Source organism: Stenotrophomonas sp. Bg11-02 (assembly GCF_002836635.1).
GTDB lineage: Bacteria > Pseudomonadota > Gammaproteobacteria > Xanthomonadales > Xanthomonadaceae > Stenotrophomonas > Stenotrophomonas lacuserhaii.
In genome coordinates, this window is the sequence record NZ_PJAY01000064.1 from 1 (window position 1) to 23,434 (window position 23,434).

Here is a 23,434-nt window from a genome sequence, read left to right on the forward strand (position 1 = left end):
GCAAGGCCGGGCGGTGGGGCTGGGCGGGGGCGTTGAGCGCCATGGATGGCGCGAAACGAGGCCCGCAGGATGCGGCTTTTGCCGTCCCCCGCCCAGCCCCACCGCCCGGCCCCAGGCACGTAGCCAGCTGTACGCAGCCACCCGCGAGGGGGTCCAACCCGTTCGACCATCCCTCAGCGCGACACCGAGCGATCATCCAACGACTCGACCGGCTCCGCCGCAACAGACCCGCCATTGCTGCGCCGCTGCTCTTCGTATGTGCGGAACGCCTGGTGGATGTGCTTGCGCAGCTCGTCGTCATTCCATGGCTTGGTCAGGAAGCGGTAGATCGCCCCGCGGTTGATCGCATCAGTGACCGTGTTGAGGTCGGTATAGCCGGACAGCACCAGCCGGATCGTGTCCGGGTAGAGCATCTTCACCCTGCCCAGGAACTCGGTTCCGCTCATGTCGCTCATGCGCTGGTCGGACAGGATCACCTGCACATCGTTGATCGCCAGCAGGTCGAACGCATCGCGCACGTTGCCCGCCGCAAGGATCCGGTAGCCGTCGCGTCGGAACAGGCGCACCAGCGAGCGCAGCACGTTCTCTTCGTCGTCCAGCAGCAGCAGGGTGCGGTCCGGGCGCGTTTCAGCGAACGCCTCCGGACGCAGGTAGCGGCGCCGCAGGGTCATGCCGGCCGCATCGGCGGACATCGGTTCGCCGAACAGGTAACCCTGGAACACGTCGCAGTCATTGCGGCGCAGGAAGCCAAGCTGGGCCTGCGATTCCACGCCGTTGGCGATCACGGTCATGCCCAGCTGGTGGCCCATGGCGATGATGGCGCGGGCGATGGCCGCCTCACGATTGCCGGCCGGGGCGCTCTTGATGAAGCTGCGGTCGATCTTCAGCTTGTCCACGGGGTAGCGCACCAGCGCACTCAGGCTGGAGTCGCCGGTACCGAAATTGTCCAGACTCAGGCTGATGCCTTCGTTGCGCAGGTTGACCAGGGTTTCGTGGACGAAATTGACATTGTTGGTCAATGCGCTTTCGTTGATTTCCAGGGTCAGCATCGGCGCCGGAACGCCGGCGGCCTGGATCAGGCCCATCACCTCGGTGAAGAAGTTCGGGCGCAGCAGCTGCAGGGTGGAGACGTTGACCGCGATGGTGAAGTCATCGAAGCCCTGGTCACGCCACAGCCGCGCCTGCTTCAAGGCGCCTTCCAGCACCCACGTGCCGATCTGCACGATGATGCCCAGCCGTTCTGCCGTGCGCATGAAGCGTTCAGGCACCAGCATGCCCAGGGTCGGCGACTGCCAGCGCAGCAGTGCCTCCATGCCCACCACGTGGCCATCGCGCGAACTCACCAGCGGCTGGTAGCGCAGCTTGAGCTCGCCATTGGGAATGGCGTCGATGATCTGCCGGGCGATGATGCTCTCGCTGTGCGCGCTGGGCACGGTATCCACCGCGTGGATGCGCACCGCGTTGCCGCCTTCGCGCGCCGCCTGGTAGAGCGCGTCCTCGGCGTGGTCGAGCAGGCGCGAGGCGGTGCTGGCGTGTTCCGGGCACAGGCTGACACCCAGCTTGCCGGTCATGAAAAGGGTGTAGGGCAGTACCGAAAGCGGCAGCTCCAGCTGCTGCCGCAGCTCTTCGGCGAAGTCCTCCGGCAGGGCGACCTCGCCGGTACGCGGCACGGCCACCAGGAACTCATCGCTGCCATGGCGCCACAGCGTGCCGCGGCCCCGCAGCCAGGACTTCAGACGCTGGGCCACCAGCACCAATGCCTGGTCGCCCACTTCGGCGCTCATGTTCTCGTTGACCGATGCGAAGTGGTCGATGTCCACGTGCATCACCATCATCGGGGTACCGCCCGCGGCCGCTTCGGCGACCATCGCCTGCAGCTCGGGGTTGCCGGCGCCCAGTCGGTCCGGGGCGTCCTCGATACTGACCGGAGGCAGGGAGGTATTCCACATCAAAGGCGTGATTCCAGCGGTTCGTCCGGCATCATGCCGACACGGTAGGGGAGATGCAGTTCGATCAGGGTACCTTCACCCGGAGCCGATTCGATGCGCAGCTGTCCGCCCACGCTCTGCGCACGTTCGCGCATCACGATCAGGCCCAGGCCGCGCGGTCCATGCGGATCGAAGCCTTCGCCATCGTCGCGCACCTGCAGGTGCAGGCGGTCCTGGTCGATGTCGCGCAGGTGCAGCAGCACCTGGCTGGCCTTGGCGTGGCGCAGGGCATTGGTCAGGCTTTCCTGTGCGATCCGGAAGCAGGCCTGTTCGATGGCGTTGTCCGGGCGCTGGGGCAGGGTGTCGATGCGTGACAGCAGTTCGGCCTGCGAAGAGCGGAACAGTACGCCGGCCTGCCAACGCAGCGCGGCCTCCAGGCCCAGTGCATCCAGCTGTGGCGGACGCAGCAGCGTGGACAGGTCGCGCAGCTTGGCCACGGTGCCATCGGCCAGGCTGACGATCTGCTGCAGGTCCTCGCGGCGGCGGGCGCTGTCTTCTTCATCCAGCGCTGCCCAGGCCGAAAGCTTGATCGCAGTGATCGCCTGGCCGATGTCATCGTGCAGGTCGCGCGAAATGGCGCGGCGTTCGTCTTCCTGCAGGGAGAACAGCCGGCCAGCCATCGCCTGCAGTTCGCGATTGCTGTTCTCCAGTGCCGCGCGCGTGCGCTCGGCATCACTGAGGTCGCGCACGATCAGCAGGCGGCAGTCGCGCCCGCCGTAGCGCACTTCGCCCACCGCCAGCCCGGCCTGGAAACGGCTGCCATCGGCGCGCTGCATGCCGATGATCGCGATCTGGCCGGCGCTGGCTTCCGGCACCAGGTTGCGCAGCAGGGCGCGCACCGCCGGCAGGCCTGCTTCACCCACCAGCGCCCGCAGCGGCTCGCCCAGCAGGGTGTGGCCTTCATAGCCGAACAGCCGCACGGCGAACGCATTGGCGTACAGCACGTGTTCTTCGGACAGGATCACCACGCCATCGGGCAGCACCCGCACCAGTTCGCGGAACTGTTCCTCGCGCTCGCGCAGCAACCGGCGCGACTGTTCGCGTTCGGTAACGTCCTGCAGCGTGCCCATCACCCGGGGACGGCCCAGCTCGTCCACGCCACTTTCGGCACGCAGATGGGTCATCAACGGTCGTCCATCCATGCCCAGCAGGGGCAGCAGCACGTCCACGTGGACCGGCTCGCCGCTGCTCATCCCGGCCAGCAGCTGTTCGGTCATCGCCGTGGTCGCCGCATCGGCCGGCACCAGCAGTTCATCGAAGCGGTGCCAGGTGCGTGCCTGCGGCGGACGCCGGCCCAGCAACTGGTAAACCTGCCGCGAGAAGCTGGCCAGGCCAGTGGCGGGGTCGAGCTGCCAGGCGCCGATGCGGGCCAGTTCATGGGCCTCTTCCAGCCGTTCCAGCGCTTGATCGCGGCGCGCCAGTGCCTCGTCTTCGGCCGTGCGGTCAATCACGATAAGCAGCCGTGCGGGGCGTCCGTCGACGTCGATCGCATTGCTGCGCAGCTCCATCTGGCGCAGGCGCCCATCGCGCAGCTGCAGCGGCGCGCGCAGCAGGCAGGTCTGCTCCGGGTGCTCGCGCAGCTGTTCCAGCGTGGCCTCCAACGCGCCCTGTTTGCCCGCCGGCCAGAGCAGGCTGACCGACTCCTGCAGCAGTTCTTCCCGGCTCCAGCCGAACAGCGCGCAGGCGGCGGGGTTGGCATCGAGGATCCGCACCGATTGCAGGTCGTAGATGAGGATGGGGCCGGGGTTGCCGACGAAGGCCTGGCGATGACGCAGCTCGGAAGCAGCCAGGCGGGCATTGGCCTGCAGGACGTGGGCGCCGAGCGGGCGCAGCAGCAGGTACAGCATCGCGGCACTGGCGAAGACGAAGAAGACGCCCTTGACGGTCTGCAGCCAGGCCGCCGACCGCGCATCGCCGATCATCGCGCCCACGGCTACGTCGCTGCTGACGATCCAGGCAACGGCCAGCAGCAGGTAGACCAGCACCACCCGCCGCCGTTCCCGCCGCAGGGTGTTGGCCAGCTGGGTCGGGCAGACCGTCATCGGGTTTTGCCAACAGGGTGCAGGGGCATGGCGGGACGGGGCCGGGTCGCGGAAGGAGGGCAGCAACGAATCGCATCTTAACTCGCCGCGATGACGCCCATGCAGCCAGCCGGTACTCAATTATCCCGCCCGCTGGCCGCTAACGATTTCGTTCCCGGCTGTCGGGGGCGTCATTGGAGCAAGTTGCGTGGACCAAGGGATCATTGCCAGCCTGTTGCAGCACCCGCTCGCCTCCGCGCTGGTGATCCTTGACCGCAATGGTGCGCCGCTGGCCGCCAATCCCGCCGCGCGCGAGCACGGCCTGCCTGCGGCAGCTGCTGCCTACCAGTCCATGTTGGAAGACATCCGGCTGCTGGCCGCCGACGGGGGCATCGTGCCGTGCAGCCTGCCCGGCGGCCCGCGCGGTCGCCACGACGGTTGGATGCGCGCCGTGCATGACCAGGGCGGTCACCTGCTGGCCTTCACCCTGAGCATTCCAGACCCCGAGCGCAGCCCGGCCGGCGAGCGCTGGGAGCTTGCGCTGGAAAGTGCCGGGCATCGATTGTGGGACTGGGACCTGGCCAGCGACCGGGTGCTGCGATCGCCGCCGGTCGAGGGCAGGATCGAGGTCCAGGAACGCGCGGGCGCGCTGCTGGAGAAGATCCACCCCGACGATCGCGCCGGCGTGCATGCGCAGGTCCAGCGCCACCTGCGTGGCGAGGTCGACCAGTACAGTGCCCAATTCCGCTACCGCCAGCCGGACCAGAGCTGGCGCTGGGTACTGGACCGCGGACGGGTAGTGGCGCGGACCGCCGACGGCCAGCCGTTGCGCATGGTCGGCACCCATACCGATATCGAGCACCAGAAGCAGCTGGAAGCCCACCTGCACGACCAGCAGCTTCACCTGCGCCAGGCGCAGCAGATCGCCAGCATGGGCAGCTGGTCCCTGGAGCCCGGCTGCCGTCGTTTCTGGTGGTCGGCGGAGCTGCATGCGCTGCTGGGCACGGAAGACGATCCTTCCTTCAGCCCGCGCGCCTGGCTACGGCGGCTGCATCCGCGTTCGCGCGGTGCGCTGCGCATGGCATGGCGCCGGCTGTGGCGTGACGGGCGGCCGGAAAACCTGGACCTGGAGCTGCGCAGGCCGGGGCAGCAACCGGCTTTGCAGCTGCGCTTGTGGATGCAGCCCCTGCAGGCCGCCGATGGGCAGATCCAGCGCCTGCTCGGCCAGGTACAGAACATCAGCGAACAGCACCAGACCGATGCATTGATCCGCTGGCGCACCGAGTTGTTGAACCGTGTTTCCGCATTGGGACGCATCGGCGGCTGCGAGATCGAAGTGGACACCCGGCTGATGCAGTGGACCGAGGAGTGCTATCGCATCCATGGCCTGCGCAAGGAATCGATCAGCCTGGACCAGGCGCTGGCGCTGTACACCGATGACTCGCGCACCGCCTTCGAATCCGCGCTTGAGCGCATCGCCGCCGGCGGCCTGCCCGAACAACTGGACCTGTGCTTTTACCGGCAATCCGGCATGCGCGTATGGGTGCAGGTGTTGATCGAACTGGACCGCCGTGACGGCCTGCCGCCGCGGTTCGTGGTGCTGTTCCGTGACATCACCCGCGAACGCGAGGCCAATGAACGCATCGAACTGCTGGCCCACTACGACCTGCTGACCGGGCTGCCCAACCGCATGCTGCTGCGCGAGCAGACCACCGATGCGATCAAAGAGGCGCGAGATCGCGGTACACCGCTGGCGATGCTGTTCATCGACCTGGACGGCTTCAAGACCATCAACGACAGCTTCGGGCATGCCACCGGCGATACCCTGCTCAAGGCAGCGGCAAGCCGACTGCACCAGAACCTGCGCAACAGCGACCTGTTCGGGCGTTTCAACGGGGATGAGTTCATCGTCGTGCTGCGTGACCTGGCCGAGGCCGAAGACGCCGGCCATGTGGCGCGCAAGCTGATCGCCTCGTTGGCCGAACCGCTGCATCGCGGGCAGGACCTGCTGAAGGTCGGCGCCAGCGTCGGCATCGCGATGCTGGAAGACGGCCGCGAAGATTTCGATTCCCTGCTGCGTGCCGCCGATGCGGCGATGCACGCAGCAAAAGAGGCAGGCCGCAATACTTACCAGTACTACAGCCAGGATGCGCTCAGCCGGATCCAGCGCAGGCTGGACATCGAACACGCCCTGCACGGGGCCATCGAGCGTGAAGAGTTCAGCCTGGTCTACCAGCCGCTGATGCATGCCGAACCCGGGCAACCGCCCGCTATCGAGGCGCTGCTGCGCTGGCACCGGCCCGGCCTGGGCTACTGCAGCCCTGCCGAGTTCATCCCGATAGCGGAGAAGTGCGGCGAGATCGTGCGCATCGGCGACTGGGTACTCAACGAAGCGTGTCGGCAGGCCTCGGCCTGGGACCGTGCGGGCCTGCTGTTCGACCGGATCGCGGTGAACGTCTCGGCGGTGCAGCTGCGCGAGCGCGGATTCGCCGAGCGGGTGATCGCGGTCTGCCACGCGCATGGCCTGTCGCCGACCCGGATGGAGCTGGAGCTCACCGAGTCGGCGCTGATCCGTGACACCGAAGTGCTGCGGCACTGTTTCGACGTATTCGAGCGGCACAACGTGCCGCTGGCGGTGGACGACTTCGGCACCGGATTCTCCAACCTGCACTACCTCAACCGGTTCCCGGTCGGTCGGCTGAAGATCGACCGCAGCTTCGTACAGGGCATGCTGGAAGATGCCGGTACCGCCGAAGTCACCCAGGCGATCGTCCACCTGGGCCACGCGCTGGGTATGAAGGTCGTGGCCGAAGGGGTGGAGACGGAGCAGGAAGAAGACCTGCTGCGCCGCCAGGGCTGTGACGAGATCCAGGGCTACCTGTATTCGCGGCCGCTGGTGCCGCGCGAGCTGGCGCACTGGCTGCGCGATGCAGCCACCGGGGCGTCGATGCGGGACACCGCTGCGGTGCTGGCGGGCTGAACACCGTGGGCGTCGCGCTTGCGGCGCCCGGTACCCGGGCTGACGATCGTCACCCGTATGATCCTCCTGATCCCGCGTGGTCGCCTGCAGAGCGCGTCAGCGCACCGTTGCCGCCGATGCGTGGCCTGCGCTGGCAGGCGCCAGGTCCCTTGCGTCCAGCCCCAGGTCCCAGCACAGGCTGGCCTGCTCAAGGCTGTGTCGCATCACCGCCTGCCTTCCAGCCATCAGCTCCAGCTGCGCCAGCTCTGCCTGCGCCAGGGCCTCAAGCCGCTGCAGTTGCTGGCGCGGGGTCTGCGCTTGCTGCGCAGTGCCCTCGGCCCGTGCGCGCTCGGTCGGCGCCGGGCACGACAAAGCCCCGGCAGTGCCGGGGCTCTGGGGTTCACCTGGGGCGTCAAGCACCACGCGGGATCAGAACAGTTCCACCGTTCCGGCACCCATGCTCTGCTGGGTGACCGGCTTGTGCGGCGGCCGTTCCCATTCGCTGCGCAGGTCACGCAGGCGGTTGCCGGTGCGGGCCAGGGCAGTGACCATTTCTTCGTCGGCCGCGCCGCCATGGCGATGCAGCAGTTCCTGCAGTGCCAAGGCTTCGCGGTTGATCGAGGTCAGGCGGTCCAGGTGGACATGTACGCCGCCCAGCGCCTGGGTGGCGATGTCCTCGAACTGCAGGGCACGCACTGCTTCGGCCACGCTGCCGTCGATGGCGCGGGCGCACTCGGACACTTCGCGCATGCCATCGCCCAGCGAGGCATTGATCTGCGCCACGTTGTCGACCATCGAAGCGGCTTCCATGCGGGCTTCGCGGGAACGGTCCATGTCACGCGAGGCCATGTGGGTGACCGTTTCGCGGACCTTGGCGATGGCATCCTTGGAGCTGTGGGCCAGCTTGCGGATCTGCTCGTTGAACGTGGTTGAGCGCTCGGACAGGTTGCGCACCTCGTCGGCCACCACGGCGAAGCCGCGTCCGGCTTCGCCGGCACGGGCCGCTTCGATGGCCGCGTTCAGTGCCAGCAGGTTGGTCTGGTCGGCGATTGACTTGACGTCTTCCAGCAGCGCGAAGATGCCATCCAGGTGCTGCGCCATCTGGTCGATGTGCTGCACGGTGTTGCTGCTCTGGCCGCTGACCTGCTCCAGCGCTTCCACCAGCTGTTCCATCTGGTGGCTGGCGTGCTGGGCGAAGCGCGCCACGTCCAGTCCGGCCGAACCGTCTTCACCGGTGCGGTCGACGATGCGGGCCAATGCCTGGCTCTGCTGGCGGGACTTGCGGTTCATCGCTTCGAAGCTGCCGCCCAGCCCGGACACGGCCTGGCGGATCAGGTCGCGGGCGCGCTCGACTTCGCTGCGCGAGCCGTCGATTTCATTGCCGACGAAGTTGCGCAGTTCGGTCAGCAGCTGGTCCTGCTCGCGCAGGATGCGGGCCTGTTCCGGCGAACGCCCGACCGGAGCACGGGTGCTCCACCAGGCGTGGCCGAGCCAGCTCAGCGTCATCGTGGTAAGGATCGCCCAGCGCAGGGCCGCAGGCCACTCCAGAGCAAAGGCGAGGGGCAGAAGCAGGGTCAGCACCAACGGTGCGGCCAGACGGATGATGGTGCGAGAGTACATGGACGTTCCCGGGAGAGTCACAAATGCAGTATCGGCCGTACCCGGTTTCTCTTTAACGCCGATGTTGCATCCACCGCGACCGCCCCGGTAGTGACGGCCGCTGGCCGTCAGTATTGGGCCGCTGGTGGGTGATCTTCGCCCTGGTGGGTGACGACCGTTGGTCGTCAGTGGGTGACGACCGTTGGTCGTCACGCTGTTGCCGTCGCCGCTGCGCTCGCCGAGCATGGCTCGGCGCTACCGTGCGGCTCAGCGCAGCGCGCGGTCCACCGCTTCCACCATCGCCTTGCGAGCCAGCAGGAAATCCCAGTAGCTGCCACCCAGCTGGCGCCACAGCACCGCCGAGCGCACCGCCGCCAGCAGCAGCGCGCGGATTTCGGCCACCACCCCGGCCTGGCCCAGGTAATGCGGGTTGCCCTGCACCATGACCCGCGGCTTGAGGTGGCTGATGGTGTCGGCATAGACGCCGCCCAGCGTGGCCAGCACGTCCGGGTGCCCGCTGTCGCCCAGCTCACGGCCCTGGCGGCTGGCGCGCTCGATGCCGGCGGTGACCTTGGCGATGGTGTCCGGCTCGCGCACGAAGCGGCGCTCCAGCTGCAGTACCGCCAGTGCCAGCTTGGGCAGGATCGGGTCCTGCCCTTGGTTGCGGAAGTAGTTGTGCAGCAGGCGCAGGCCCGGCTTCAGCGATTCGCGGTCGCCATACACCTCCTGCGGTGATGCGGCGTCGATGCGGAACACGCTGTCCATGGCGGTGCGCACCGCACCCGCTTCGGAGTGGCCGGTATCGGCGATGCGGCGGACCTGTTGCAGGGCCTGGGCTATGCCGGCCAGGGCCAGTACGCGGTCGTCGACAGTGAAATTCATGCAGCAGGTACCTCGAAAGGAGAAGGAGTAGGGCGCAGCCGCTGTTCAAGCGGTGCGTCGGTGGCGGCGATCACCGCACCACCGAGGCAGACATCGCCCTGGTACAGCACCAGCGACTGGCCGGGGGTGACCGCCCGCTGGGGAGTGGGGAAGCGGACATGCAGGCTGCCATCATCGCGCACCTGGACCGTACAGGCCTCATCGGGCTGGCGGTAGCGGGTCTGCGCGGTGCACTCGAAGCGGGTGGCGGGCGGCGCGCCGGCGATCCAGTGCGCGCTTTCACTGACCAGCTCGGTGGACATCAACCAGCGGCTTTCGCGGTCCTGGTCCACGTACAGCGTGTTGGAGGCCACGTCCTTGCCCACCACGTACCACGGCGCCGCCGGGCGGCCGCGGACGCCGCCGATGTTCAGTCCTTCGCGCTGGCCCAAGGTGAAATAGAACACCCCGGGGTGTTCGGCGATCTCCGCCCCGTCCGGATCCACGATGCGGCCCTGGCGTGCGGGCAGGTACTGGCCGAGGAACTCGCGGAAATCACGTTCGCCGATGAAGCAGATGCCGGTGGAGTCCTTCTTGGCATGCGTCGGCAGGTTGGCGTCGCGCGCCATCCGGCGCAGGTCGCTCTTGTTCAGGTCGCCGATCGGGAACAAGGTAGCCGACAGCTGTGCCTGGCCCAGCTGGTGCAGGAAATAGCTCTGGTCCTTGCTGCGGTCGGCGCCGCGCAGCAGCAGCCACTGGTTGCCGTCGCGGGCGATCCGCGCGTAATGGCCGGTGGCGATGCGCTCGGCGCCCAGCTCGCGGGCGGCATCCAGGAAGTGCTTGAACTTCACTTCGCGGTTGCACAGCACGTCCGGGTTGGGGGTGCGCCCGGCCGCATACTCGGCCAGGAAGTGTTCGAACACGCCTTTCCAGTACTCGCTGGAAAAGTCGCGGAAGTGGAACGGGATGCCGAGCAGTCCGCACACCGCCACCGCATCGCGGCGATCATCCTCGGCGCGGCATTCGCCGCTGCCGTCATCGGCCCAGTTCTGCATGAACAGCCCGGCCACCGGCTCGCCCTGCTGCACCAGCCGCCAGGCGGCAACCGAAGAGTCCACTCCACCGGACACGCCGACCATGATCCGTGGCGCGCTCATGGAGCAACCTGCTTGACCAGGGAGAGGGGATGGCGCTGGCCGGCGAGGAAGTCGGCCACCACCTGCCAGACCAGCGGGCTGCGCAGCCGCTGGCGCGCGGCCAGCAGCTCGCCGGGCTGCAGCCACAGTGCGCGTTCGATGCCAGTATCCAGCGGGCGCAGCGGATCGTGCCGAAGCGGGCGCGCGGCATAGCTGAAGCGCAGGAACGGCGTACCATCCGGGGCGGTCCACTGGTAGGTGCCGATGAATGCGGTCAACTCGACCTCCCAGCCGGTTTCTTCGCGCGTCTCGCGCAGCGCGGCCTCGGCCAGCGACTCACCCGGCTCCAGGTGGCCGGCGGGCTGGTTGAGCACCAGCTCGCCATCGATGCGTTCTTCGACCAGCAACAGCCTGCCCTCGTCGACCACCACGGTGGCAACGGTGACGCGGGGTGCCCAGCGCGGCGCAGCGGCATTCACTTCAGTATTCGTCCTGCTTGGTCAGTTCCAGTTCCATCGCATCGGCGGTCCGGCTGGCGGCCTCGATGGCGTCGTCCAACGCTTCCGAAGAGGCATCGGCATCCACTTTCACCACGAACATGGCGACCTTGTCCTGCTTCACCCAGCCGCCCATTTTCGCATCCTGCGCATCTTCAAGCAGGCGGTTGGCCACCGCCACCGGGAACTGGTCGGCGCTGGCCTGGTAGCCGGGCGACCAGATCTCGCGCACATGCTGGCTGCCGAATTCTTCCACCACCGAGCGCACATAGACCAGCTGGGTGCGCTCGCCTTCCATGTCGAACACCATGCGATAGTCGCCGTCCTCGTCGATCTCGTAGGGATAGCCCAGTTTGTCGAGATGGCGTCCGATGGCCTTGTCCGGCTCGGCGGCGAAGGAGGGGGCCGCCGTTGCGGCGACAGCCAGCAGCAGGGCGAAGCGAAGCGTCCTTTCCATGAGAATCCTGTGAAGGTAGTACGGGGAGTCGCGCAGATTGTGAAGGCGCGTTGGCTTGCCGTCCATCCGGCCGAGCCAGCCACTATAATAAGCGGATGCCTCGCGACACTTCCCACGAATCCCATTCCGACCACGGCGTGCTGCTTGAGCCGGCACGCCCGGAGGTCGCCCCCCCGCCGTTCTACCAGGTCATGCTGTTGAACGATGACTACACCCCGATGGATTTCGTGGTCGATGTACTGCAGCAGTTCTTCAGCCTGGACCTGGACCGGGCGACGCAGGTGATGCTCCATGTGCACACCCGCGGCCGCGGCGTCTGCGGTGTGTTCACCCGCGAGGTTGCCGAAACCAAAGTGGCGCAGGTCAATGAATATGCCCGGATGAACCAGCATCCGTTGCTCTGCACGATGGAAAAGGCCTGATCAGACGGGCATGACCCCAGCGTGGTAGTCCGGTGCGTTCCATCTACGGCACGATCGGGCTCCCCGCCGGCGACGCAGCTGGCGGCAGGACTGCGCCTCTCCCCCTTGGTTTGCGGCGCGGCTGGCCGTGGATCGCCTCATCGTGGGTGGTTCTGGGCGGGCAGGCCCGCGCCCGGCGCAGAAGCGGTTTAGGTTATGGTGGAATCACCTTCGCCAGGCGTGCGACGGCATGCTAACGCCGTATGAACGGGCAGTTCCGCTAGGGTGATGGAAAACGTGTGGTCAGGCCGCATATTGTCTTCAACTGCCGCCGGAGTAGAGCATGTTCAGCAAAGACCTCGAACACACCATTGGCCAGTGCTACAAGCGGGCACGGGAAGCGCGGCATGAATTCATGACCGTCGAACACCTGTTGCTGGCGCTGCTGGACAATCCCTCGGCCCAGGCCGTCCTGAAGGCCTGCGGGGCCGAGCCCGAGCGCCTGCGCCAGGAGCTGGAGCAGGCCATCGAGGCGTCCGTCTCGCGGCTTGCCGAAGATGATGGGCGCGATACCCAGCCAACCCTGGGCTTCCAGCGCGTGTTGCAGCGCGCGGTCTACCACGTGCAGTCCTCGGGCAAGAAGGAGGTCACCGGCGCCAACGTGCTGGTGGCGATCTTCGGCGAGAAGGACTCGCACGCCGTGTACTACCTCAACCAGCAGGATGTCACCCGGCTGGATGTGGTCAATTACCTCTCCCATGGCATTGCCAAGCTCGGTGAGGAAGGCGAACCGTCCTCGCCGGCCGATCCAGAAGGCCGTGCCGAAGGCGGGGAAGGCGAGGGCAAGGGCGATGCGCTGGCCGAGTTCGCCAGCAATCTCAACGAACAGGCCCGCAACGGCCGGATCGATCCGCTGGTGGGCCGTGCCGACGAAATCGAGCGCACCATCCAGGTGCTGTGCCGCCGCCGCAAGAACAATCCGCTGTATGTCGGCGAAGCCGGCGTCGGCAAGACCGCCATTGCCGAGGGCCTGGCCCGCCGTATCGTCGAAGGATCCGTGCCGGAGGTGCTCGCCGATGCGGTCATCTACTCGCTGGACCTGGGCGCGCTGGTGGCCGGCACCAAGTATCGCGGCGATTTCGAAAAACGCCTCAAGGGCGTGCTGACCTCGCTGAAGAAGGTGCCCAACGCGGTGCTGTTCATCGATGAGATCCACACCATCATCGGTGCAGGATCGGCGTCCGGTGGCACCATGGATGCCTCCAACCTGATCAAGCCGGCGCTGGCCTCCGGTGACCTGCGCTGCATCGGCTCGACCACTTTCCAGGAATACCGCGGCATCTTCGAAAAGGACCGCGCGCTGGCGCGGCGCTTCCAGAAGATCGACATCGTCGAGCCGACCGTGGGCGAAACCTACGAGATCCTGCAGGGGCTCAAGCCGAAGTACGAAGCGCACCACGGCGTCACCTATGCCGACGATGCGCTGCAGGCGGCGGTGGACCTGTCGGTCAAGCACATCGGTGACCGTCTGTTGCCCGACAAGGCGATCGATGTCATCGACGAGGCCGGTGCGCGACAGCGCCTGATGCCGGAAGGACAGCGCAAGGAGCTGATCGACATCGAGGAGATCGAGGCGATCGTGGCCAAGATGGCACGCATCCCGGCCAAGCAGGTCAGCGCCACCGACAAGGACGTGCTCAAGCACCTGGAGCGCAACCTGAAGATGGTGATCTTCGGCCAGGATCCGGCCATCGAAACGCTGTCTTCGGCGATCAAGCTGGCCCGCTCCGGCCTGGCCAACCCGGAAAAGCCGATCGGCAACTTCCTGTTCGCCGGCCCTACCGGTGTCGGCAAGACCGAAGTCACCAAGCAACTGGCCCTGCAGCTGGGGATCGAGCTGGTCCGCTTCGACATGTCCGAGTACATGGAAGGGCATTCGATCAGTCGCCTGATCGGTGCGCCTCCGGGCTACGTCGGCTTCGACCAGGGTGGCCTGCTGACCGAAAAGATCGTCAAGACGCCGCACTGCGTGTTGCTGCTGGATGAAATCGAAAAAGCGCATCCGGATATCTTCAACATCCTGCTGCAGGTCATGGACCGTGGCGTGCTGACCGATACCAACGGCCGGGAAGCGAACTTCAAGAACGTGGTGCTGGTGATGACCACCAATGCCGGTGCGGCGCAGGCGTCACGGCGTTCGATCGGCTTCACCAAGCAGGATCACGCCACCGACGCGATGGAGACCATCCGTCGCAGCTTCACCCCGGAGTTCCGCAACCGGCTGGATGCGGTGGTGCAGTTCCAGGCGCTGGGCTTCGAGCACATCCTGCGCGTGGTGGACAAGTTCCTGATCGAACTGGAAATGCTGCTGCAGGAAAAGCACGTCAGCCTCTCGGCCACGCCGACCGCGCGCGACTGGCTGGCCCAGCACGGCTTCGATCCGCTGATGGGCGCACGCCCGATGGCCCGTGTCATCCAGGACAAGGTCAAGCGCCCGTTGGCCGACGAACTGCTGTTCGGCAAGCTGGTCAACGGCGGAAGGGCCAGCATCGACGTGCGCGACAACGAGCTGTTCGTGGAAACCTTCGCTGAACCGGAGCGTCTGTTGCCGGCTACGGTGGAATAAGCCACTACGTGCTGCAGCGCCGGGTCCTGCCCGGCGCTGCAGCGGCTGGCCGTCGAGCATGGCTCGGGGCTGCCGCATCCAGGCACGCCAAAAGGCCAGCTCGATGGCTGGCCTTTCTCGTCGACGCGGATGCGTCGGACCGCTTACTTCATGCGGTAGGTGATACGGCCCTTGGTCAGGTCGTACGGGGTCATTTCAACCTTGACCCGGTCACCGGTCAGAATGCGGATGTAGTTCTTGCGCATGCGGCCGGAGATATGGGCAATGATTTCATGACCATTTTCCAGGCGGACGCGGAACGTCGTGTTCGGCAGCGTCTCGCTGACGGTGCCTTCGAACTCGATGGAGTCGTCTTTCGACATGTAATCCTGTGCGGTTCAGAGAGCGGCCACGGGGGCCTAAGCCGCTGCATTTTACGCACATGCACCCCATTTTGCAAAGATTGCGTTAACCGTCATCCCGTTGCGGGATACGCCCTTCCCGGCACGGGCCCACCATTCTCCCCTGGGAGGGTCAGAATTTGCCGGGTTGAGCTATTTCGAGCCCTATATCCCGTTGCTATCGTGCCTCTCATCACAGGATACATCCGTCAATGCGCCCAGGTCGTCGAGGTCCCGACGGCCCGGCGCAAAGCATCTGTAGGGAGAGCGAGCAATGAGCCATCCTCAGCACGCAGCCGAGGCCGTTGTCCAAGCCATTGCCCGGACGCTGGCCTTTCACCAGCGGTGCGACCAGGCAGGCCCCCTCGCCAACGCGTTGTCGGATCCGGTCATGGCGCGGGTGCGCGGCTTCGTCCGGGCGGGGGAGCCGGTGCACATGGTCCTCCCCGCGTTTCCCGCCAAATCGCCCTCCCTTCGCAAAGTCCTGGGCCCGCTGCCGGACCTGGCCGAAGCGCTGTCGCTGGATGCGCTGGAACGGCTGTGCGCCTGCATTGCCGCCATCCACCCTGCCGGCGCCCGGCTGACGATCTGCTCGGATGGCCACGTATTCGGACCCACCATCGGCGTTTCCGACCCGGTCATCGATCACTACCAGGCGGCCATCCGCGCGATGATCGCCCGTCGCAGCCTGGCCCACCTGGACACATTCTGCCTGTGTGACTGCACCTCGCTGCTTCTCGGCAGCGCAGGCCACGACGATCGCCGTGCGGCATTGCTGGCGCAGCATGGCCAGTCGCTGGATGACATCCGGACCGGACTGCTGCGGTCCGAGGACGGGGTGCGGCAGCTGCGTGGCATCATCCGCTTCATGGCCGAAGATGATTGGCGCGCCGATGATGTGCGAAGCGCCACGCAGGTCCAGCGCGAGGCCAAAGCCCGGGCCTACCAGGTCGTGCAGCGCAGTCTGGCGTGGGGCAGTTTTCTGCAGGAGGTCTTTCCGCGGTCGGTCCGCTTGTCCATCCATCCACAGGCGCGCAGCAGCGACAAACTGGGCATCCACATGCTGCCCACCGCTGATGCCTGGCTGACGCCCTGGCATGCGGTGGCGGTCGATCTCGGGGATCGCGCCGTGTTGATGAAACGGCACCAGGCGGAGAGCCAAGGGGCCAGGCTGATCCATGTGGATGGACGTCCCAGCCACTACAGCGCGTGGACGGACGGACGTCCGAGCGCGCACCAAGAGCGCGCCGCAGCCTGAGTCCGTGTTCAGTGGGGGAGATAATGCCGCAGCGGGAGCCGGGCCCCTGCGGCCGACCAGTCGCCAGGCGCCATGGGCTGCTGGATGGCCTGCCGCACGTGCGCCAGGAAACGCTCGCGCGGCCATTGTGTCGCCCCCATCCGCGCCAGGTGAGGGTTGTGCACCTGCGCATCCAGTACCGGCACGCCCCCCGCGTGGAGCAGCGAGGCCAGCGCAGCCAAGGCCACTTTCGAACCCCCGCTGCGTGCGCTGAACATGCTTTCGCCGAAGAACATGCTGCCCAACGCCACGCCATAGATGCCGCCGACAAGCTCCGGCCCTTCCCACACTTCGACCGAGTGTGCGTGCCCCAGTCGATGCAGCTCGGTATAGGCGTGGATCATGTCGGTACCGATCCAGGTGCCGTCCTGACCCGGTCGCGGCACCGTGGCGCAGGCGCGGACGACGTGTTGGAAGGCGGTGTCGGCGGTGATCTCCCACTCCAGTGTCCGCAGTTGCCTGCGGAATCTGCGTGACAGATGCACGCCATCGGTGGCGAATACGGTGCGCGGATCGGGTGACCACCACAGGATCGGCTCACCCTGGCTGAACCACGGGAAGGCACCCTGCGCATAAGCGTTCAGCAATCGCTGCGGTCGCAGATCGCCACCGATGGCCAACAGGCCGTCCGGGTGGCGCAGCGCCGTTTCAGCGGGTGGAAAAGGCGCATCTTCGGCCTCGCCCAAGCGCCACGGAAACTGACGACTCATTCGCCGGGTGCTGCACGGTGGCAGCGGGTAACGCTGCGGCTGCGGGCTGTGACATGACGCAGAGGGCGGGTGTGGCCGTCTTTCAAGGGCGAAGCGATGGCGTGCATGCGCGCAGGATACTGCAGCTTGCGCATCAGCGTGGCGCAGGCGGCAGTTCTTGCGGTGGGCGTCGGAAAACCACTCGCTTTCAACAGATCCTGTGCCTAGCGTGGTCCAGGCCGGGCACGGGCCCGGGAACAGCAGGGCCGATGCCGTGACCACTCCCATCATCCAACTTCAGCCGTTCGGCGTCATGCTGCAGGCTGCATCACCGAATGACGCTGCCACCGACCTGTCCGTCGATGCACTGCGCGTCCTCGCCCGACACCATCACCTGGTGCTGCTGCGCGGATTCCGTGGCCCCGAAGACGCCGCAGACCTCGCCGCGTACGGGGAGCGCTGGGGCAGCATCGCCGAATGGCCGTTCGGAAAAGTATTGGAGCTTCTCGAACGGGAAGCGCCGCAGGATCATATCTTCGACAATTCGGCCGTGCCGCTGCACTGGGATGGCATGTACCGCCGGCAGGTGCCCGAGTTCCAGATCTTCCAGTGCCTGCGTGCACCCGGACCCGGCTGCGGGGGGCGGACGCTGTTTTCCCACACCGCGCGCGCATTGGATCAAGCACCGGCACCGGTCCGCCTGCTGTGGGAGCGCGCCACGGGACGTTACGATAGAAAAATGGAGTACTACCACAGCGTGGCCGAGGCGCCCGTCGTGACCCGGCACCCGGACCGTGACGCGGCGGTCATCCGCTACAGCGCGCCACAGGACCAGCAGGGCGAGGCCTTCATCAACCCTGCATCGGCCTCGTTCACGGGGATGGGCGAGGCGGATGCCGCGCTGTTGCATCGCAGCCTCGCCGATGCGCTGCACGCGCCCAGCTGCCTGTATGCCCATGCCTGGGAGGCCGGCGATCTGGTCATCGCCGACAACCACAGCCTGCTGCACGGGCGTGAGGCGTTCACCAGCGGTGCGCCGCGCCACCTTCGTCGGCTGCACATCCTGGGTGAGCCGCCACTGGACAATCCGCACCTGCTGGCCAGCGCATGAAGGCCGCGTGCGTGGACACCGACGTTGATGTGGTCGTCGCCGGCGCTGGACCTGCGGGGCTGATGTGCGCCCATCTCGGCAGGCAGCTTGGGCTGCGGGTGCTGATCGCCGACCGCAGCGCCGGCCCGCTGCAGGCCGGGCGCGCGGACGCGCTCAATGCGCGCACTTTGCAGCTGTTGCAGATCGTGGACCTGTTCGATGATCTCTATCCGCACGGCAAGCCGTGCAACACCAGCTCAGTATGGGCCGAGGGCACATTCGTCTCCCGGCAGTCTGACTGGTGGGATGCCTTGCAGGGGTGCTTCCACAGGCATTTCCTGATGATCGGCCAGTCTTTCGTGGAGCAGCTGCTGGATCAGCGCCTGCGTGCGTCGGGCATCCCCGTGCAGCGCGGCACCTCGGTGAGCGGCGTGCAACAGCAGGCAGGCGGATGCGTAACCCGACTCTCGGACGGGCGGTCCATCACCTCACGCTTCGTCATAGGTGCCGATGGCGCACATTCGTTTGTCCGTGAACACCTACAGATCCCATTCGAAGTGACCCGCCCGCGCATGACCTGGGCGGTCGTGGACGGGGTGATCGACACCGATTTCCCAAAGGCGCCGGAGATCATCGTCTTCCAGGCCGAATCCTCCGACGTGGCCTGGATCCCGCGTGAGGGCGAGCTGGATCGGTTCTATGTCCGCATGGATGCCCGTGAGTTCACGTTCGAACAGGTCATGGCGCGGATCAACCGTGCGACGCGGCCCTACAGCGTGCGCTTCAGTGACGTACGTTGGTTCTCCCAGTTTTCGGTCAAAGAGGCCGTGGCCGCCCGCTTTGCCGTGGACAACCGGGTCTTCCTGGTGGGCGATGCATGCCACATCCATTCCGTCCACGGCGGCCAGGGCCTCAACACGGCGCTGGCCGATGCCTTCAACCTGATGTGGAAGATCGGCATGGCGGTCAACCAGCCCGTGCCGGCTGGTCTTCTGGGCAGCTACGAATCCGAACGTAAACCGGTGGCGTTGGGCGTGGTGGAAACATCGCGCCTGCTGGGTCTTGCCACCCGCGACCCGTCCAGCCGGCAGCATGCGACGGACTACGTGGGTATCGTGGCGCAACGGTCCGGATACGTTACGGGGATGGGGGTGCGCTACGCGGGCGAAGGGCTGGCCGGCGAGCGCGTGCATGATGTCCTGATGGGGCAGCATGCAGGCCGTCCTTCACGGCTTTACCCGCTGCTGGACTATGGTTGTTTCACGCTGCTGGTGTGCGGTACCGGGGGGCCGTGCCCACGATGCCGGCTTTCGTGCAGGTCCTTCGGATCGAGGATCCGACCTGCCCGTATGCGGGCCTGCTGGTGCTGGTTCGTCCCGACAGTCATATCGCCACGAGTGCTGCGCTGGATGATCCCGCACCGGTGCTGGACTACCTTGCCGCGTTCGGATCAGTCACTGCGGAAGGGTGAGTGCAGTAGCAGTTCGTCACGATAGCGGGTGATGTCCGCACGCTCGTGCGCGCACCATTCGCGCAGGGCCTCGCTGAAATCAGCGTCGGCCATCCAGTGCCGGCTGCGCACCACCGTTGGCAGGAAGCCGCGCGCGAGCTTGTGCTCGCCCTGCGCGCCAGGCTCGAACCGTGAAAGGCCTTCGCTCAGGCAATACTCGATGCCCTGGTAATAGCAGGCTTCGAAGTGCAGGCCGGGCAGGGTGGCGCCGCCCCAGTAGCGGCCATACAGGGTCTGGCCACCGCGCAGGCACAGCGCGCCGGCGATCGGCTCGCCGTCCTGCTCGGCCAGGAACAGCACCAACCCCTTGCCGAGCGAACTGGCGATATGACGCAGGAACGGCTCGGTCAGGGCAGGGGCGTTGCCATACTCCAGGAAGGTCTGCAGGTAGAACCGATACATCGCCTCCAGGTCCGCACGGCTGGCCTGGTCGCCATGCACCACGCGGAAGCTGATCCCCTGCCGGGCGACCTTGTTGCGTTCCTGGCGGATGTTCTTGCGGTGCTTGTGGTTCATCGCACCGAGGAAGTCATCGAAGTTCCGCCACTGCCCCGGGTTCCGCCACTGGAACTGGATATCTTCGCGCAACAGCCAGGCATCGCTGAAGGTGCCGTCCTCGCCCTCGCGATGGAAGTTGATGTGCGCGGAGGAAACGCCGAGGCCGGGCAGTGCCTCTACCAGCGCGGCCAGCAGCGCTGCACGCGTGCCAGCGCCGCCGGCCAGCAGGCGCGGTCCGGTCACGGGCGAGTAGGGCACCGCACCCAGCCATTTAGGGTAATAGTCGCGACCGTGGCGGGCATAGGCATTGGCCCAGGCGTGGTCGAACACGAACTCGCCGTGGGAGTTTTCCTTCAGGTAGCCCGGGATCGCGCCCACCAGTCTTTCGCCTTCCCACACGGTGAGGTGCCGCGGACGCCAACCCCAGTCCTCGCGCAGGCAGCCGTACTGCTCCATGCCGGACAGGAAAGCGTGGCTGACGAACGGGTTGCTGCCGTCGTGGAGGGCGTCCCATTGGGACGCAGTGAGCGTCTGGAGGTCTTCAAGGAAGCGGATCTGCGGCATGGGGACAGGATAGAGCACCGGACTGGGCGTGTGATGCCTTGGCAGCGGCGGGCCACGCGCGTGTGGCTGGCCGTCAATACGCTCGCCTGCTCGATTCCTACCGGTCATTCGGAATTCTGAAGTTTCGCCATCGTTTGGCGTGCCGGAGACTGCAGATCAGGCGGGTGGCCTGGAGCAGAGGAATGGTCCATTGAAAAGACACGTTGTATTGACCGGCAAGCTGCTGTGCGCGCTGCTGACGACGGGGGCTTCAATGCCGCCGCAGTCGCCACCTGTCAGTAGCCACTCGATGGCTGCCAGCAGTGGGAAGCCTGTGTTCCCTGAGGATTTCGATGTGCTTCTGACCGAGGCAGCACGGAACGGCGTGGCCAGCTTTCGCATCGATGCGCGCTCATTTGCCGACGTGCTTGTCGAGGCCCACCATGACGCGGCGGGTGGGAAGGTGGTCATTGACGTCTTGCGAGGCTACAGGCCGGATCACCCTGGCGCTGAGATGGAGGATTTTGAGCAGTGGGTAGGCAACAGCGTCCGGGAGCTCACTGAAAGGTTCAGCCCCGCTCCGCAGATTGTGTTCCTTTACGGAGGTCAGTCCTTCGATGGATTGTTTCCGCTTCAATCTCGAGGATTGGCGGGGGCTTCCGACAGGACGGCAGTAATGATATCCGCAGGTCATGGAGTCTATTTCCATCACGGATACAGAGATTGGAGAGCACAGCGCGACCCGAGCAACGGAGTCGTAGAGGATGAGATCACGCCCCTGCTCGCCGCCGAGTTGTCTGAGCTGATGACATCGCGCTCAAAAGCGGCGGTGCTACGGGCGCGCGCGACGGACGAGGGGACGCACGAAGGCAGTTCGCAGGCATGGTGGAAACTGGGTGCCAGGTATAGCTTGCAACGGGACATCCCCGATGCCGCAGACATCTGGAACTCGCTTCCTGAAAGTACGCACGCACTGCGAGAGCGGGATGAGGATATACGCAGCCGGCCGCTTTACGCCAACAGGGAAAACGTCGGCACGCTGGTGCATCTTCACACCAATGCCTCTGATAGTTCTGCCGCCACGGGGGCTCGTGCCTTCATTGCACCCGGAAGGCAGGAGGATCGGTCATTGGCCTCTTCAATCCTCTGTTACATGAAGGAACTCATAACGAGTCAGTCGCTCTACACCGGCTATTTCGTGCCTGCCGAACCCGGTGAGGCAAACCACGGCGAAAATCGATTGGCTCAGATGCCTTCGGTCATCGTGGAAGCGGCGTTTCACACCAATCCGAATGACGCCCTGGCCCTGCAGGACCCCGTCTTCCGGGAAGCGTCGATGAAAGGTGTCGAGAAGGGCTACCGCCTCTGGCGCGAGGGCAAGGGCTGCAACCCGTTGAAGGTCGATCCCATTGCCACCATCCGCGTGGCGGCCGGCCAATCCCGGGTGGTTGATCTTGCCTTCGCCGGCTTTCCCCAGTACCCCGTCGTGATCGAGACGAAGAACCTCGGATGCCCTCCCGGCTGGAAGTGCACCGATGGTGCGGTGACGCTGCCTGACCCGGACACCAAGCCAGCCCAGATCACCCTGCGTTGCGAGAACGCCGGAAGCGCGCCGATCTTCTGGAACACCCGGATGGTTGACGACGACGGAGTGAAGTCACCGCCGATCCGGCACATCGTGCAGTGCGTGCGGGGCTCGGGAATGGACGTGTCACAGGCGGTGTACCAGGACGATGAGGGAGCAGCCACGGCCCGCAGGCTTCCCTGAACAGAAAAGGCCGGCGCAAAGGCCGGCCTTTCCAGTGTCACCCGGCGGCGTGCTTCAGCTCGCCTTGCCCTGTGCGTCCAGGTAGCGCTCGGCGTCCAGCGCGGCCATGCAGCCGAAGCCGGCCGAGGTGATCGCCTGGCGGTAGTGCTGGTCGGCCACGTCGCCAGCGGCGAACACGCCTTCCACCGAGGTCTGGGTGGCATTGCCGCCGAGGCCGGAACGGATTTCCAGGTAGCCGTGGTTCATCGCCAGCTGGCCGTCGAACAAGGTGGTGTTCGGGTGATGGCCGATCGCCACGAAGAAGCCATGGGCCTGGATGTCGCGCGTGCTGCCGTCCTGCACCGACTTCACCCGCACGCCGGTCACGCCGGCGTCGTTGCCCAGCACTTCGTCCACCTGGTGGTGCCAGACGGTTTCGATCTTGCCGGCGGCGACCTTGGCGAACAGCTTGTCCTGCATGATCTTTTCCGCCTTCAGCGTGTCACGGCGGTGGACCAGGTAGACCTTGCGGGCGATGTTGGACAGGTACAGCGCTTCTTCCACGGCAGTGTTGCCGCCGCCGACCACCACCACGTCCTGGTCACGGTAGAAGAAGCCGTCGCAGGTCGCGCAGGCGGACACGCCGCGGCCCTTGAAGGTCTCTTCGGACGGAATGCCCAGGTACTTGGCGGTCGCGCCGGTGGAGATGATCAGCGCATCACAGGTGTATTCGGCACTGTCGCCGATCAGCTTGAACGGGCGCTGGGACAGGTCGGCGGTGTGGATGTGGTCGAAGATCACCTCGGTTTCGAAGCGTTCGGCGTGGGCCTGCATGCGCGCCATCAGGTCCGGGCCCATCAGGCCATGGGCATCGCCCGGCCAGTTGTCGACCTCGGTGGTGGTCATCAGCTGGCCGCCCTGCTGCAGCCCGGTGATCACCACCGGCTTGAGGTTGGCGCGGGCAGCGTAGACGGCGGCAGTCCAACCGGCCGGGCCGGAACCGAGGATGACAAGCTTCTGATGGCGGGAGGGCAGCGTGGTGCTCATGTAGACTCGCGAAAGGTAAGGGGATCAAGGCGCGGCGACGGTTTGCGCGCGCTGGGGGCAGACCATAGAGTGATGGCAGGGGCAGGGG

At 66.2% G+C, this 23,434-nt stretch carries 19 protein-coding genes; 7 read left to right on the plus strand and 12 right to left on the minus strand.

Translation table 11 applies throughout. The features are described from left to right. Positions 1–173: 173 nt before the first annotated feature. Together CXG43_RS13815 and CXG43_RS13820 are read right to left on the minus strand one after the other, a co-directional pair. On the minus strand, positions 174–1,949 hold the full coding sequence (locus tag CXG43_RS13815) for an EAL domain-containing protein (protein ID WP_101100442.1): 1,776 nt from the start codon (positions 1,947–1,949) through the stop codon (positions 174–176). Continuing rightward, a complete protein-coding gene (locus CXG43_RS13820) occupies positions 1,949–4,030 on the minus strand; it encodes a PAS domain S-box protein (RefSeq protein ID WP_101100443.1) in 2,082 nt (693 codons plus the stop codon). Before CXG43_RS13820 ends, CXG43_RS13815 begins: the two co-directional genes overlap by 1 nt. A gap of 187 nt (positions 4,031–4,217) precedes the next feature. Here CXG43_RS13820 and CXG43_RS13825 point away from each other — a divergent pair, with 187 nt between their 5' ends. Beyond that, positions 4,218–6,989, plus strand: a complete 2,772-nt coding sequence (locus tag CXG43_RS13825) for an EAL domain-containing protein (RefSeq protein ID WP_101100444.1) — start codon at positions 4,218–4,220, stop codon at positions 6,987–6,989. A gap of 96 nt (positions 6,990–7,085) precedes the next feature. On the opposite strand, the gene CXG43_RS13830 is transcribed toward CXG43_RS13825, so the two are convergent. The 6 genes from CXG43_RS13830 to CXG43_RS13855 all read right to left on the minus strand — a co-directional run bounded on the left by CXG43_RS13830 (position 7,086) and on the right by CXG43_RS13855 (position 11,518). Then, positions 7,086–7,388 (minus strand): hypothetical protein, encoded by a 303-nt coding sequence (locus CXG43_RS13830; RefSeq protein ID WP_157825191.1) that lies wholly within the window; start codon positions 7,386–7,388, stop codon positions 7,086–7,088. Positions 7,389–7,397: 9 nt separating this feature from the next. Beyond that, on the minus strand, positions 7,398–8,588 hold the full coding sequence (locus CXG43_RS13835) for a methyl-accepting chemotaxis protein (protein ID WP_101100446.1): 1,191 nt from the start codon (positions 8,586–8,588) through the stop codon (positions 7,398–7,400). A 246-nt stretch (positions 8,589–8,834) separates the two neighbouring features. Then, positions 8,835–9,449 carry a high frequency lysogenization protein HflD gene (gene hflD / locus CXG43_RS13840; protein WP_101100447.1) on the minus strand — a complete coding sequence of 205 codons (615 nt, stop codon included), beginning with the start codon at positions 9,447–9,449 and terminating at the stop codon, positions 8,835–8,837. Next, positions 9,446–10,585, minus strand: a complete 1,140-nt coding sequence (gene mnmA / locus CXG43_RS13845) for a tRNA 2-thiouridine(34) synthase MnmA (protein ID WP_101100448.1) — start codon at positions 10,583–10,585, stop codon at positions 9,446–9,448. The genes hflD and mnmA overlap by 4 nt, the downstream gene beginning before the upstream one ends. Further along, positions 10,582–11,043 (minus strand): NUDIX hydrolase, encoded by a 462-nt coding sequence (locus CXG43_RS13850; RefSeq protein WP_101100449.1) that lies wholly within the window; start codon positions 11,041–11,043, stop codon positions 10,582–10,584. The genes mnmA and CXG43_RS13850 overlap by 4 nt, the downstream gene beginning before the upstream one ends. A gap of 1 nt (position 11,044) precedes the next feature. Next, on the minus strand, positions 11,045–11,518 hold the full coding sequence (locus CXG43_RS13855; protein WP_101100450.1) for a hypothetical protein: 474 nt from the start codon (positions 11,516–11,518) through the stop codon (positions 11,045–11,047). A gap of 95 nt (positions 11,519–11,613) precedes the next feature. Between CXG43_RS13855 and clpS the strand changes: the two genes are divergently transcribed. Further along, a complete protein-coding gene (gene clpS, locus CXG43_RS13860; RefSeq protein WP_101100451.1) occupies positions 11,614–11,940 on the plus strand; it encodes an ATP-dependent Clp protease adapter ClpS in 327 nt (108 codons plus the stop codon). 322 nt (positions 11,941–12,262) lie between these two features. Then, on the plus strand, positions 12,263–14,545 hold the full coding sequence (clpA, locus tag CXG43_RS13865; RefSeq protein ID WP_101100452.1) for an ATP-dependent Clp protease ATP-binding subunit ClpA: 2,283 nt from the start codon (positions 12,263–12,265) through the stop codon (positions 14,543–14,545). A gap of 143 nt (positions 14,546–14,688) precedes the next feature. Here the strand turns inward: clpA and infA are convergent, their stop codons facing one another. Continuing rightward, positions 14,689–14,907 carry a translation initiation factor IF-1 gene (gene infA / locus CXG43_RS13870; protein ID WP_005409596.1) on the minus strand — a complete coding sequence of 73 codons (219 nt, stop codon included), beginning with the start codon at positions 14,905–14,907 and terminating at the stop codon, positions 14,689–14,691. A 292-nt stretch (positions 14,908–15,199) separates the two neighbouring features. Between infA and CXG43_RS13875 the strand changes: the two genes are divergently transcribed. After that, a complete protein-coding gene (locus tag CXG43_RS13875; RefSeq protein WP_101100453.1) occupies positions 15,200–16,183 on the plus strand; it encodes an isocyanide synthase family protein in 984 nt (327 codons plus the stop codon). 8 nt (positions 16,184–16,191) lie between these two features. Here CXG43_RS13875 and aat read toward each other — a convergent pair whose 3' ends face one another. Next, complete coding sequence (gene aat, locus CXG43_RS13880) at positions 16,192–16,932, minus strand: leucyl/phenylalanyl-tRNA--protein transferase (protein WP_101100454.1); 741 nt, start codon at positions 16,930–16,932, stop codon at positions 16,192–16,194. 253 nt (positions 16,933–17,185) lie between these two features. Here aat and CXG43_RS13885 point away from each other — a divergent pair, with 253 nt between their 5' ends. Together CXG43_RS13885 and CXG43_RS13890 are read left to right on the plus strand one after the other, a co-directional pair. After that, on the plus strand, positions 17,186–18,022 hold the full coding sequence (locus CXG43_RS13885) for a TauD/TfdA family dioxygenase (protein WP_198551387.1): 837 nt from the start codon (positions 17,186–17,188) through the stop codon (positions 18,020–18,022). 11 nt (positions 18,023–18,033) lie between these two features. Beyond that, a complete protein-coding gene (locus CXG43_RS13890) occupies positions 18,034–19,497 on the plus strand; it encodes an FAD-binding protein (RefSeq protein ID WP_101100516.1) in 1,464 nt (487 codons plus the stop codon). Here the strand turns inward: CXG43_RS13890 and CXG43_RS13895 are convergent. Continuing rightward, positions 19,452–20,573 (minus strand): GNAT family N-acetyltransferase, encoded by a 1,122-nt coding sequence (locus tag CXG43_RS13895; RefSeq protein ID WP_101100456.1) that lies wholly within the window; start codon positions 20,571–20,573, stop codon positions 19,452–19,454. The two genes, CXG43_RS13890 and CXG43_RS13895, sit on opposite strands and share 46 nt — an antisense overlap. 208 nt (positions 20,574–20,781) lie before the next feature. Between CXG43_RS13895 and CXG43_RS13900 the strand changes: the two genes are divergently transcribed. Beyond that, positions 20,782–22,320, plus strand: a complete 1,539-nt coding sequence (locus tag CXG43_RS13900; protein ID WP_232767802.1) for an N-acetylmuramoyl-L-alanine amidase — start codon at positions 20,782–20,784, stop codon at positions 22,318–22,320. Positions 22,321–22,374: 54 nt separating this feature from the next. Here the strand turns inward: CXG43_RS13900 and trxB are convergent, their stop codons facing one another. Beyond that, a complete protein-coding gene (gene trxB, locus CXG43_RS13905) occupies positions 22,375–23,346 on the minus strand; it encodes a thioredoxin-disulfide reductase (RefSeq protein WP_042614111.1) in 972 nt (323 codons plus the stop codon). Positions 23,347–23,434: the final 88 nt, after the last annotated feature.

Excerpts from the sequence above, each read along its gene's own strand:
- CXG43_RS13820 (WP_101100443.1), bottom strand. The coding sequence starts at position 4,030 with ATGACGGTCTGCCCGACCCAGCTGGCCAACACCCTGCGGCGGGAACGG.
- mnmA (WP_101100448.1), bottom strand. The coding sequence starts at position 10,585 with ATGAGCGCGCCACGGATCATGGTCGGCGTGTCCGGTGGAGTGGACTCT.
- clpA (WP_101100452.1), top strand. The coding sequence starts at position 12,263 with ATGTTCAGCAAAGACCTCGAACACACCATTGGCCAGTGCTACAAGCGG.
- CXG43_RS13835 (WP_101100446.1), bottom strand. The coding sequence starts at position 8,588 with ATGTACTCTCGCACCATCATCCGTCTGGCCGCACCGTTGGTGCTGACC.
- clpS (WP_101100451.1), top strand. The coding sequence starts at position 11,614 with ATGCCTCGCGACACTTCCCACGAATCCCATTCCGACCACGGCGTGCTG.
- CXG43_RS13895 (WP_101100456.1), bottom strand. The coding sequence starts at position 20,573 with ATGCCGCAGATCCGCTTCCTTGAAGACCTCCAGACGCTCACTGCGTCC.
- hflD (WP_101100447.1), bottom strand. The coding sequence starts at position 9,449 with ATGAATTTCACTGTCGACGACCGCGTACTGGCCCTGGCCGGCATAGCC.
- CXG43_RS13815 (WP_101100442.1), bottom strand. The coding sequence starts at position 1,949 with ATGTGGAATACCTCCCTGCCTCCGGTCAGTATCGAGGACGCCCCGGAC.
- CXG43_RS13855 (WP_101100450.1), bottom strand. The coding sequence starts at position 11,518 with ATGGAAAGGACGCTTCGCTTCGCCCTGCTGCTGGCTGTCGCCGCAACG.
- infA (WP_005409596.1), bottom strand. The coding sequence starts at position 14,907 with ATGTCGAAAGACGACTCCATCGAGTTCGAAGGCACCGTCAGCGAGACG.
- CXG43_RS13875 (WP_101100453.1), top strand. The coding sequence starts at position 15,200 with ATGAGCCATCCTCAGCACGCAGCCGAGGCCGTTGTCCAAGCCATTGCC.
- aat (WP_101100454.1), bottom strand. The coding sequence starts at position 16,932 with ATGAGTCGTCAGTTTCCGTGGCGCTTGGGCGAGGCCGAAGATGCGCCT.
- trxB (WP_042614111.1), bottom strand. The coding sequence starts at position 23,346 with ATGAGCACCACGCTGCCCTCCCGCCATCAGAAGCTTGTCATCCTCGGT.